This is a genomic window from Burkholderia sp. EMB26 (genome assembly GCF_024730645.1).
Taxonomy (GTDB): Bacteria; Pseudomonadota; Gammaproteobacteria; order Burkholderiales; family Burkholderiaceae; genus Burkholderia; species Burkholderia cenocepacia.
Genome location: NZ_CP078072.1, coordinates 416725 through 427560, shown reverse-complemented (window position 1 = coordinate 427560; position 10836 = coordinate 416725). Strand labels below are relative to the sequence as shown.

The 10836-nt window shown below is 68.1% G+C and carries 9 protein-coding genes; 2 read left to right on the top strand and 7 right to left on the bottom strand.

The features are described 5' to 3' along the window. Positions 1–393: a VOC family protein gene (locus KU887_RS32225; RefSeq protein WP_258258821.1), complete on the bottom strand. Its 393-nt coding sequence runs from the start codon at positions 391–393 to the stop codon at positions 1–3. Further along, positions 390–1340, bottom strand: a complete 951-nt coding sequence (locus tag KU887_RS32220; RefSeq protein ID WP_059723022.1) for a ketopantoate reductase family protein — start codon at positions 1338–1340, stop codon at positions 390–392. The genes KU887_RS32225 and KU887_RS32220 overlap by 4 nt, the downstream gene beginning before the upstream one ends. Before the next feature lie 81 nt (positions 1341–1421). On the opposite strand from KU887_RS32220, the gene KU887_RS32215 reads away from it, so the two are divergent. Next, positions 1422–2342: a LysR family transcriptional regulator gene (locus KU887_RS32215; RefSeq protein WP_258258820.1), complete on the top strand. Its 921-nt coding sequence runs from the start codon at positions 1422–1424 to the stop codon at positions 2340–2342. A gap of 462 nt (positions 2343–2804) precedes the next feature. Further along, a complete protein-coding gene (locus KU887_RS32210; protein WP_258258819.1) occupies positions 2805–4910 on the top strand; it encodes a TonB-dependent siderophore receptor in 2106 nt (701 codons plus the stop codon). A gap of 44 nt (positions 4911–4954) precedes the next feature. On the opposite strand, the gene KU887_RS32205 is transcribed toward KU887_RS32210, so the two are convergent. The 5 genes from KU887_RS32205 to xylA all read right to left on the bottom strand — a co-directional run bounded on the left by KU887_RS32205 (position 4955) and on the right by xylA (position 10609). After that, positions 4955–5272 carry a hypothetical protein gene (locus tag KU887_RS32205; RefSeq protein ID WP_258258818.1) on the bottom strand — a complete coding sequence of 106 codons (318 nt, stop codon included), beginning with the start codon at positions 5270–5272 and terminating at the stop codon, positions 4955–4957. 40 nt (positions 5273–5312) lie between these two features. After that, positions 5313–6512: a sugar ABC transporter permease gene (locus KU887_RS32200; RefSeq protein WP_034203492.1), complete on the bottom strand. Its 1200-nt coding sequence runs from the start codon at positions 6510–6512 to the stop codon at positions 5313–5315. Next, positions 6509–8068, bottom strand: a complete 1560-nt coding sequence (gene xylG / locus KU887_RS32195) for a D-xylose ABC transporter ATP-binding protein (protein ID WP_058903925.1) — start codon at positions 8066–8068, stop codon at positions 6509–6511. Before xylG ends, KU887_RS32200 begins: the two co-directional genes overlap by 4 nt. A 63-nt stretch (positions 8069–8131) precedes the next feature. Further along, positions 8132–9160 carry a D-xylose ABC transporter substrate-binding protein gene (gene xylF, locus KU887_RS32190; protein ID WP_006483304.1) on the bottom strand — a complete coding sequence of 343 codons (1029 nt, stop codon included), beginning with the start codon at positions 9158–9160 and terminating at the stop codon, positions 8132–8134. Between the two features lie 126 nt (positions 9161–9286). Next, on the bottom strand, positions 9287–10609 hold the full coding sequence (gene xylA, locus KU887_RS32185) for a xylose isomerase (protein WP_006483287.1): 1323 nt from the start codon (positions 10607–10609) through the stop codon (positions 9287–9289). Positions 10610–10836: the final 227 nt, after the last annotated feature.

The following is a 10836-nucleotide window of genomic DNA, read 5'->3' as shown; positions in this document are numbered from 1 at the left end:
TCATGCCTCCGCGCGCGGGTCGATCGCCAGCGCCTGCGCGACGCAGGAAGCCGGCTTGGCCTGAATCAGTTCGACGGCAAGCCCGTCGGGCAGGCGAAGCCAGTTGCGCCCCTGCGGCATCTCCGTCACGTCGAATCGCCGCGCCGCGGCGAGCGCGGCTTCCAGGTCCTCGCACATCACGCCGAGATGGGCGAGCCGGCCTTCCGGGCCGTCGTGTTCCGGCGCGTGGATGAACTGCAGGCCGCCGAGCGTCCAGTACTGCCGCGGGGCGTCGAGCGGGCCGTCGACTTCGCGCAGCGTCATGCCGAGCACGTCCTCGAAGAAACGGATGTGCCAGCGGATGTCCTTCACCCAGATCGCGACGTGTTCGAGATAGGCTTTCGTTGCGGTCATGCGGCAGCCTCCTCGCGTTGGCGATCGGCCATCGCGCGCTCCAGCCCCTTGATGCACGCGACGAGCGTCGCATTGACCGGCGTCGGCACGCCGTAGCGCTGCCCGCAGCGCACGACCGAACCGTTGATGAAGTCGATCTCGGTGATCGAGCCCTTCTCGAGGCTTTGCAGCATCGAGGTCTTGAAGGTCGCGGGCAGCCCTTCAGCGGCCAGCGTCCATGCCTGTTCGGGGTCGGTCATCGACAACTTCACGCCGGCTGCCCGGGCCGCCGCGATCGCCTCGGCCACGGCCGCGAGCGACGTGGCCTTCAGCAGCGGCTCGTCGTAAAGCTGCCCGTAGGTGAGCCCCGTGAGGCCCGTCAGCGCGCCCGTCGCGACGTTCACCAGCAGCTTGTCCCACATCGTGCCGACGATGTTGTCGCTGATCGTCGTCGCGAGACCGGCGCCATCGAACGCGTCGGCGATCGCCCGCACGCGCGGCGTGATGCGGCCGTCGAGTTCGCCGATGTAGGTCGACTTGCCGATCACGCCGGATTCGATATGGCCCGGGCCGCGCCGCACGCCGCCGACGTAGGTCTTGCCCGCGAGCACGCGCTCGCGGCCGACGGCGTCGCTCAGGATGTCCTCGTGGCCGAGGCCGTTCTGCAGCGACAGCACGACGGTATCCGCGCCCACCAGCGATCGGGCGCCGCGAATCGCCGCGTCGGTGTGGAACGACTTGACCAGCACCACCACCAGGTCGGCCGTGCCGACTTCGGCAGCCTGCGTCGTCGCATGCACGCGTACCTGGCGGCTGCCGCGGGCGTCGTCGACGCGCAGTCCGTCGCGACGCATCGCGTCGACGTGCACGGGCGAGCGATCGATCAGCCAGGTCTCGTGACCGCCTTCGGTAAGGGTGGCGCCGATTGCGCACCCCAGCGCGCCAGCGCCCAGAATTGCAATTTTCAATGCTGTCTCCTTGACGTATGGCCTCACGATAGGAGTTGCCGCTCATGCCGGCAATGCAATGGATACAATGACGTCATTGCAATGGACAATAATGTGCCGATGCCCGCCGATCTGCCCGACCTGAAGCTGCTGCAGCTTTTCGATCTCCTGTACGACGTGCGCAGCGTCACGCGCGTCGCCGAGCAACTCGGCCAGAGCCAGCCGACGGTCAGCATCTGGCTCGGGCATTTGCGGGAACACCTGCACGATCCGCTCTTCATCCGGACGCCCGGCGGCATGGCGCCAACGCCTCAGGCCGATGCGCTGATCGGGCCCTGCCGGGAAATCCTCGAATCGCTGCGGCGCTTCACCGCGTGGGAGATCGCGTTCGATCCGTCAACGGCCCAGCGACGCTTTCGCATCTGCATGACCGACGCGAGCCACATCACGCTGCTGCCGCAGCTACTGGCCCATGTCAGGGCGCAGGCGCCTGGCGTCCGGCTGGAAGCCGCGCGGATCGACGGCAATACGGAACGCGCGCTCGAATCGGGCGAGGCCGACCTCGCGATCGGCTATGTGCCGTGGCTCGGCGGCGGCATTTACCAGCAGAAGCTGTATGACCAGGACTGGATTTGTCTGGCCAATCGGCATCACCCGAGAATTCGCGGCCGGCTCGGCGCAAAGCAGTATCGTTCCGAAGGACATGTCGCGATCACCGCGGGAACCGGCGCGCAGCTGCTCGAACAGGCGCTGCGGCAGGCGCGCATCGAGCGGGACGTGGTGCTGGAATTGCCGGGCTTCCTGGGTCTGGGGGCGATCGTCCAGACGACCGACCTGATCACGACGCTTCCCCGTCATATCGGCGAGACGCTGGCCCACGCGAACGACCTGGCGGTTCATGCCTGCCCGATCCCGGTCGACGGATTCGCGGTACGGCAGCATTGGCATGCGCGATATCACCACGAGGCGGGCAACCGGTGGCTGCGCGGCCTCGTGACCGAGTTGTTCGGTGCGTCGCGTTGACCGGTAGCCATGGCGCGGGGGTGCCGGTACGCGTAAACGGGGTGGGCGACCCAAACGTCGCCACCCTCATCCCGACGTAGACGCAGAAATAGAGGGGCCGCGCCCCCAACGGCACGCGACCGTTGCGCAGAATATCGAGCACGCCGGCCGGCCATGCCGGGCCACGGCGCAGGCCCGCTCGGTCTCCAGGTCGCGCAGCCCCATCGCGTCCTGCACGGGCGCCACGCTCCAGCCGGACGGCGGGAAGAAGTCGGCCGTCTCGAAACCGGACGCGGCTTCGCTCGCCCTCCCGCCCGTGGCCGTGCGGCCCGCCATTTCGCTTCGTCCTCCCAATCTCAAAATTACGATTGCAAATGCCTCTCATTTGCATTAAATTGCCGCGCAAATGTACTGTTTGGAACACAGATGTCGGCGCGAGGCCGCCCGCCGTGCCCGAACGCGAAACACACTAAAAGGAGGAGTATGAGCAGGAGGAACTGGGCGGCCGCACCGATGGCCATCGTCGTCGGCACGACCGGCATGGGCAGCGCCGACGCGCAGGAGACGGCGCTACCCACCATCGAGATCTCCGCCCAACGCGCGACGGCGCCGTTTCGCACGCGCGAATCGACGAGCGCGACGCGCAGCGAGGCGGACGTGATGGAGATTCCGTTCGCGGTCAGCAGCGTCGACACGAAGCTGATCCAGACCGTGGCCGCCACGCGCGGCGACGATCTCTACGACTGGGTCGCGGGCGTCTCGCGCCAGAACAACTTCGGCGGCCTGTGGGACAACTACGCGGTGCGCGGCTTCGCCGGCGACGGCAACACGTCCGGCACCGACTACCTCGTCAACGGCTTTTCGTGGAATCGCGGCATGAGCGTGCCGCGCGACACCGTCAACCTCGAACGGATGGAAGTGCTCAAGGGGCCGGCGTCCGCGCTGTATGGCCGCGGCGATCCGGGCGGGATCATCAGCTATACGACCAAGCAGCCGCAGTTTGCCCGCGCGACTACCGTCGGCGTGTCGGCCGGCAGCTACGGCGCATTGCGCCAGACCCTCGATACGACCGGCCCCGTCACGCAATCGCTGGCGTACCGCTTCGTCGCGATGAACGAGAACAACGGCAGCTTTCGCGACACGGTGTCGAGCAAACGCTACCTGTTCTCGCCGTCGTTCACGTGGGACATCGGCGCGGACACGACGCTCCACTACGAGTTCGAGAGTGCGCGTCAGCGCGCGCCGCTCGATCGCGGCGTGCTCGCGGTCAACGGGCAACTGGGCGTGATCCCCGCGTCGCGCTTTCTCGGCGAGCCGCGCGACGGCGACTACGACGTGCGCAACACGGGCCACCAGTTCACGCTCGAGCATCGCATCGATTCGGCTTGGTCGATCAATGCCGGCGTCGCGCAACGCAACACCGACCTGTCGGGGCGCTCGTCCGAGGCGTTCGCATTGCAGCCGGACGGCCGCACGCTGTGGCGCCGCTACCGGCAAGTCGCGTTTCACTCGAACGACCTGCAAGGCCGCCTCGAGACGGCCGGCTCGTTCCGCACCGGCGGCATCGGCCACACGCTCGTGATGGGCGTCGATGCGTATCGCTTCAACTACGACCAGTTCGTCACGCGTTCCACGCCGACCGCCGCCGCGCCGTATGCGATCGACATCTTCGATCCGGTCTACGGCCAGCCCGCGCCGACGCCGCGCACCGCGACCAACCTGCTCGAACGCGACGACGGCCAAGGCGTCTACGCGCAGGACACGCTCGCGTTCGGGCCGCACTGGAAAATCCTGGCCGGGCTGCGCTGGGATCGCTTCCACCAGTCGATCGACAACCGCCTGAAGGGCGTGACGACGAGCCAGCTCCAGACCGCGCTGAGCCCGCGTATCGGCGTCGTGTATGAAATGAGTCCCGCGTGGTCGCTGTATGCGAACACCGCGTATTCGTTCCGGCCGAACAACGGCGCCGACGTCGGCGGCCGCGCGTTCGATCCCGAAAAGGGCCACGGCTACGAAGCGGGCGCGAAATGGGCGGGCGCGCGCTGGCTCACGACCGTCTCGGCGTTCTACGTGACCAAGCGCAACGTCCTCACCGCCGATCCGGCGAATGCGGGCTTCTCGCGCGCGGCCGGCGAAGTGCGCAGCCGCGGCGTCGAATTCGAATGGAGCGGCGACCTCGGTCACGGCTTGCGCGGGCTCGCCAACCTCGCGTACGTCGACGCCGAGGTCACGCGCGATGCCGTGCTCGCGTCCGGGGCGCGCCTCGTCGACGTTCCGCGGCTGAGCGGCAGCGCGCTGCTGATGTACGAAACCACGCTGCCGTTCGCGGACAAGGCCGGCGCCGGTGCCGGCGTGATCTACGTCGGGCGCCGCGCGGGCAACACGGCCAACACGCAGGATGGCTTCGAGCTGCCGGCCTACGCGACCGTGCAGCTGAACGGCTATCTTCAGGTCAACAAGCACCTGCGTGCGTCGGTCGTGCTGAACAACCTGTTCAACCGTACCACCTACGTCAGTTCGTACAACAGCCTGTGGGTCACGCCGGGCGCGCCGCGCAGCCTGTTCGCGTCGCTCGCCTACACGTTCTAGCGCCCGTTCGCGCTACCGCGCGAGCGCGGCGACTTGCGTCGCCGTCAGCGCGCCCCTGCGGAAAACGCAGCGGGCTCCGCCGCGCCCTCCCGCTCGATGCGCTCGACGATGCGCGCCAGCCGAATGATGTCGGTCAGCGCGAAATCGGCCGCATCGGGCCGGGATCGGCCGCACGCGTCGGCCATCCGCATCGCGAACGACAGCGCTTCGGACCGCTCGTGCAGCAGCGCGCGCAGTGCATCCGCGATCAGTTGCCGGTCGCGCGGATCACCGAGGCCCAGCACCGGGCCGGCATCCGGCATCGCGCGCGGCCCGGCCGCCCGCACGGAAACATCCTGCACGCGCATCGTGTTTCGTTCCATGGCCTTCCTCGTTGTCGACTCGCGACCGACCAGCGGCCCGTCACCGCCGGTTCGAGCGCGACACCACGTCGATCCACACCGCCAGCACCAGCACCGCGCCCTTGACGATCATCTGCCAGTACGCGTCGACGTCCAGCATCGACATCCCGTTGTCGAGGCTCGCCATCACGAGCGCGCCGATCAACGCGCCGTAGACGGTGCCCGACCCGCCGCGCATCGACGTGCCGCCGATGAAGCACGCGGCGATCGCATCGAGTTCGCCCATCGTGCCGGCGGACGGCGACCCGGCCGCCAGCCGCGCCGTGTTCACGAGGCCGGCAAACGCGCACATCAATCCCATCAGCGCGAAGATCGCGAGCTTCACGCGATCGGTGTCCACGCCCGACAGCCGCGTCGCCTCCAGGTTCGATCCCACCGCATAGATGCGCCGGCCGAATACCGTCTGCGTCGCGATCCACGAGAACACGCCGAGCAACGCGAGCAGCAACAGCACCGGCACCGGAATGCCGCCGTAACGGTCGAGCGTCGCGACGAACGCGAACAGTACCGCGCCGGCGCCGACGATCTTCGCGACGTCCTGCCACAGCGGCGCGACCGCGAGCCGGTAGCGATGCCGCGTGCCGCGCTGCCGCACCACCAGCAGCGTCACGAGCGCGAACAGCAGGACCGCGAGGCCGTCCCCCGCCACGCGCGGCAGATAGCCCTGCCCGATGAACACGAAGCCGTCGGATACCGGCGCGATGGTCGAGCCGCCGGTCACGCCGAGCAGGATGCCGCGAAACGCGAGCATCCCGCCCAGCCCGACGATGAACGACGGCACGCGCCGATAGGTCGACCACCAGCCGTTGAAGAGCCCGATCAGCACGCCGAGCGCGAGCACGGCCGGGACCGTCGCCGCGACCGGCCAGTGACGGTTGACGTCGAGGATCGCGGCGACGCCGCCGAGCAGCCCGAGCAGCGAGCCGACCGACAGGTCGATCTCGCCCGCGATGATGACGAACACCATGCCGCACGCGAGCATGCCGGTGATCGACATCTGCCGCAGCAGGTTCGATACGTTGCGCGGCGTGACGAACGCGCCGTCCGTCAGCACCGAGAAGAACGCCCAGATCGCGACGACCGCGAACAGCAGCGCAAGCACCTTGTAGCGCGTGAAGACATGGCGCAATGGCAGCCGCGGCGCGCGGCCGGCGCCTGCATCCGGCGTCGCCGGGGTCGAGGAAGAAAGTTCGGAATTCATATCGCGCTCGCTGCAGTGGGTTCGGCGGGCAGGCGCGCGGGCTTCAGCGCGGCGCCGAGGATCTGTTCCTGCGTGAGGCCCTGGTTGACGAAATCGCCGCGCAGCTCGCCCTCGCCGATCACCAGCACGCGATCGGCCAGGCCGAGCACCTCCGGCAATTCCGACGACACGACGATCAGCGCGACGCCCCGCCTGGCCAGCGCGAAGATCAGCCGGTAGATCTCCGCCTTCGCGCCCACGTCGACGCCGCGGGTCGGTTCGTCGAGGATCAGCACCTGCGGCTCGGTCAGCAGCATCTTCGCGAGCACCGCCTTCTGCTGGTTGCCGCCCGACAGGCTCGCGATCGACAGGAACGGGTGCGCTGCGCGCACCGACAGCCGCTGCATCTCGGTGCGGATCGTATCGAGCTCGGCGGCCGCGTCGATCCGCCCGCGCGCTGCGAAGCGCCGCAGCACCGCGAGCGTGATGTTGTGGCCGACGCCGAGCTGCGGCACGATGCCGTGGCGCTTGCGGTCCTCCGGCACCATCGCGATGCCGGCGCGGATCGCGTCGGCCGGCGAGCGGATCGACAGCGGCCGGCCGTTCATCGTCACGCTCGCCGTGCACGCGCCCGGATACGCGCCGAAGATCGCCTGCATCAGCTCGGTGCGCCCCGCGCCGACCAGCCCGGCGACGCCGACGATCTCGCCGCGCCGCACGCTGAACGACACGTCGTCGACCCGCTTGCGGCGCGCGTTCGTCACGTCGCGGCACGTCACGTGGCGCACGTCGAGCACGACGTCGCCGATCTCGTGCGGCTCGCGCGGATACAGGTCGCGGATCTCGCGGCCCACCATCATCGCGATGATCCGGTCGGTGGTCAGCGCGGCCATCGGCTCGGTCGCGACGTGGCGTCCGTCGCGGATCACGGTGACCGTGTCGCACACGGCCGCCACCTCGTCGAGCTTGTGCGAGATGTAGACGCACGCCACCCCACGGCGCTTCAGGTCGCGCACGATGTCGAGCAGGATGCGCGTCTCCGACGCACTCAGCGACGACGACGGTTCGTCGAGGATCAGCAGCTTCGCGTGCTTGTTCAGCGCCTTCGCGATCTCGATCAGCTGCTGGTGGCCGCCGCCGTAGTTCATCACCGGCTGCGCGACGTTGATCGTGTCGATCCGCAGTTCGTGCAGCAACGCCTCGGCGCGCCGGACCATCGCCGCGAAGTGCATGCGCCCGCCCGGCAACGTGATCTCGTTGCCGAGGAAGATGTTCTCGGCGACCGACAGCTCGGGTACGAGCATCAGCTCCTGATGGATGATCGCGATGCCCGCCCGCTCGGTGTCGCGCACGCCGGCGGCCACGAGCGGCGCGCCTTCCCAGCGGATTTCGCCGTCCCACGTGCCGTGCGGATAGACGCCCGACAGCACCTTCATCAGCGTCGACTTGCCCGCGCCGTTCTCGCCGCACAGCCCGACGCATTCGCCGGGCCGCACGGTGAGGTCGATGCCGTCGAGTGCCTTCACGCCGTCGAATGCCTTGACGATGCCGCGCATCGTCAGCAAGGGTTCCGTCATTCGTTCATGCCTCGCAGGATGCGCGCGGGCGCGCTAGTGAAGCGCCGCCCGCGCGTCGCGCCGTTACTGGCTCGCCAGCTGGGCCTGGGTATAGAAGCCGTCCTTCACGACGACGTCGACGTTGCGCTTGGTCAGCAGCGTCGGCTGCAGCAGCACCGTATCGACCTTCTTCCTGCCGTTGTCGTATTGCGCGTTGAACGCGGGCTTCGCGCCCTTCGCGAGATCGACCGCGAGCTTCGCGGCTTCGCTCGCGATCAGCTTCAACGGCTTGTAGACGGTCATCGTCTGCGTGCCGGCGATCACGCGCTTGACCGCGGCCAGATCCGCGTCCTGCCCGGATACCGGCACCTTGCCGGCCAGATGCTGCGCGGCGAGCGCCTGGATCGCGCCGCCGGCCGTGCCGTCGTTCGACGCGACGATCGCATCGATCTTGTTGTTGTTCGCGGTCAGCGCATCCTCGACGATCCGCAGCGCGGTCGATGCGCTCCATTCGGGCACCCACTGCTGGCCGACGACCTTGATGTCGCCTCGGTCGATAGCCGGCTTGAGCACCTTCAGTTGTCCTTCGCGCAGCATCTTCGCGTTGTTGTCGGTCGGCGCGCCGCCCAGCAGGAAATAGTTGCCCTTCGGCTTCGCATCGAAGACGCCCTGCGCCTGCAGCTCGCCGACCTTCTCGTTGTCGAACGAGATGTACGCGTCGACGTCCGCATCGAGAATCAGGCGGTCGTACGACACGACCTTGATGCCGGCCTTCCGCGCCTCGGCGACAACGTTGCCGAGCGTCTTCGAGTTGAACGGCACGATCACGATCACGTCGACGCCGCGCGAGATCAGGTTCTCGATCTGCGAAATCTGCCGCGCCTCGCTCGCATCGGCGGACTGCACCGACACCTTCGCGCCGAGCTTCGTCGCGGCCGCGACGAAATAGTCGCGATCGCGCGACCAGCGCTCGACGCGCAGGTCGTCGATGCAAAAACCGATCTCGGGCTTGTCCTTGCTCGCATGGGCGAGCGGCGTGCCCAGCGCGAGGATCGCGAGCGCGGCGGCGCCGGCCAGCGAACTCAATACGGTACGACGCGTTACGGATTTCATGTCTCCAAACTCCTTGTTATGGAACCACCTCACGAACGCCGGGCGGCAGCCGACATGCGCCGCCCGCATCGAGTCACTGCAAAGCCCGGCAGCGCGACCGTTGCCGGCCGCCTGCGCGGCATCGCGTCAGCGCAACCCGTAGATCGCCTGGTTCACGATGTTCTCGAGCCGCTCCTGCGCGCCGCTCGCATGTTGCGGGTCCACGCCGCGCGCGAGCGCGTCGGCCGCGAGCGACTCCAGCGTATAGCCGCCCGCCAGGATCTTGCGGCCGAACGCGTCGTCCCATTGCGCATAGCGCTGCCGGCGCAACGCATCGAGCCGGTCGTTCTCGACCAGCACCGCCGCGCGTTCGAGCGCGAGCGCGAGCACGTCGATCGCGCCGACGTGGCCGTAGAACAGGTCTTCCGGATCGATGCTCTGGCGGCGCACCTTCGCGTCGAAGTTCATCCCGCCGGTCGTGAAACCGCCGTGACGCAGGATCTCGTAGAACGCGAGCGTCAGTTCCTCGACGCTGTTCGGGAACTGGTCGGTGTCCCAGCCGTTCTGCGGGTCGCCGCGGTTCGCGTCGACGCTGCCGAACACGCCGAGCGCGAACGCGTTCGCGATCTCGTGATGGAACGAGTGACCGGCGAGCGTCGCGTGGTTCGCCTCGATGTTCACGCGAATCTCGTTCTGCAGTCCGTACTGCACGAGAAAGCCGTGCACGGTCGCGACGTCGTAGTCGTACTGGTGCTTGGTCGGCTCCTGCGGCTTCGGCTCGATCAGCAGCGCGCCCTTGAAGCCGATCCGGTGCTTGTGCTCGACGACCATCGACAGGAAGCGGGCGAACTGGTCGCGCTCGCGCTTCAGGTCGGTATTGAGCAGCGTCTCGTATCCTTCCCGCCCGCCCCACAGCACGTAGTTTTCGCCGCCGAGGCGATGGGTCGCGTCGAGTGCATGGCATACCTGGGTCGCGGCCCACGCGAACACGTCGGGGTTCGGGTTCGTCGCGGCGCCGGCCGCGAAGCGCGGATGCGAGAACAGGTTCGCGGTGCCCCACAGCAGCCGCACGCCGCTTGCCTGCTGGCGCTCGCCGAGATAGTCGACCATCCGCGCGAAGTTGGCCGCGTATTCGCGCAGGCTGTCGCCTTCCGGCGCGACGTCGGTGTCGTGGAACGTATAGAACGGCGTACCGAGCTTCGTGAAGAATTCGAACGCCGCATCCGCCTTCATCCGCGCCCGCTCGAGCGCATCGCCCGGCTGCTGCCACGGCCGCCGGAACGCGGCCTGCCCGAAGATGTCGTGACCGGGCCACACGAACGTGTGCCAGTAGCAGACCGCGATCCGCAGATGCTCGGCGAGCGTCTTGCCCAGCACGCGCTTGTCGGGGTCGTAATGGTGATACGCGAGCGGGTTGTCCGACTGCGGGCCTTCGTAGCGAATCGCGGGAATATGTTCGAAATACGACATGGCGTCTCCGTGCGGGTTCTTGTTGCAGCGCAACGCGCGTCGCGGCGACGCGCGCGGCCGAATTCGGTTGGCTGGATCGTGCCCGCGCGCCTGCCGGCCGGCAATTGCGAAATTGCGCAGCCCGCTTGATGTTTCTTGCCAGCGGCGCTCGTACGGTACGCATTCCGTCCTACAATCGCCGTCACCAGACCACCGCGCGCCGCCTCCGCGAGCGCGCCCCGGAGACA

Coding starts and splice junctions, on each gene's coding strand:
- KU887_RS32225 (WP_258258821.1), bottom strand. CDS start 393: ATGACCGCAACGAAAGCCTATCTCGAACACGTCGCGATCTGGGTGAAG.
- KU887_RS32215 (WP_258258820.1), top strand. CDS start 1,422: ATGGACAATAATGTGCCGATGCCCGCCGATCTGCCCGACCTGAAGCTG.
- KU887_RS32210 (WP_258258819.1), top strand. CDS start 2,805: ATGAGCAGGAGGAACTGGGCGGCCGCACCGATGGCCATCGTCGTCGGC.
- KU887_RS32205 (WP_258258818.1), bottom strand. CDS start 5,272: ATGGAACGAAACACGATGCGCGTGCAGGATGTTTCCGTGCGGGCGGCC.
- KU887_RS32200 (WP_034203492.1), bottom strand. CDS start 6,512: ATGAATTCCGAACTTTCTTCCTCGACCCCGGCGACGCCGGATGCAGGC.
- xylG (WP_058903925.1), bottom strand. CDS start 8,068: ATGACGGAACCCTTGCTGACGATGCGCGGCATCGTCAAGGCATTCGAC.
- xylF (WP_006483304.1), bottom strand. CDS start 9,160: ATGAAATCCGTAACGCGTCGTACCGTATTGAGTTCGCTGGCCGGCGCC.
- xylA (WP_006483287.1), bottom strand. CDS start 10,609: ATGTCGTATTTCGAACATATTCCCGCGATTCGCTACGAAGGCCCGCAG.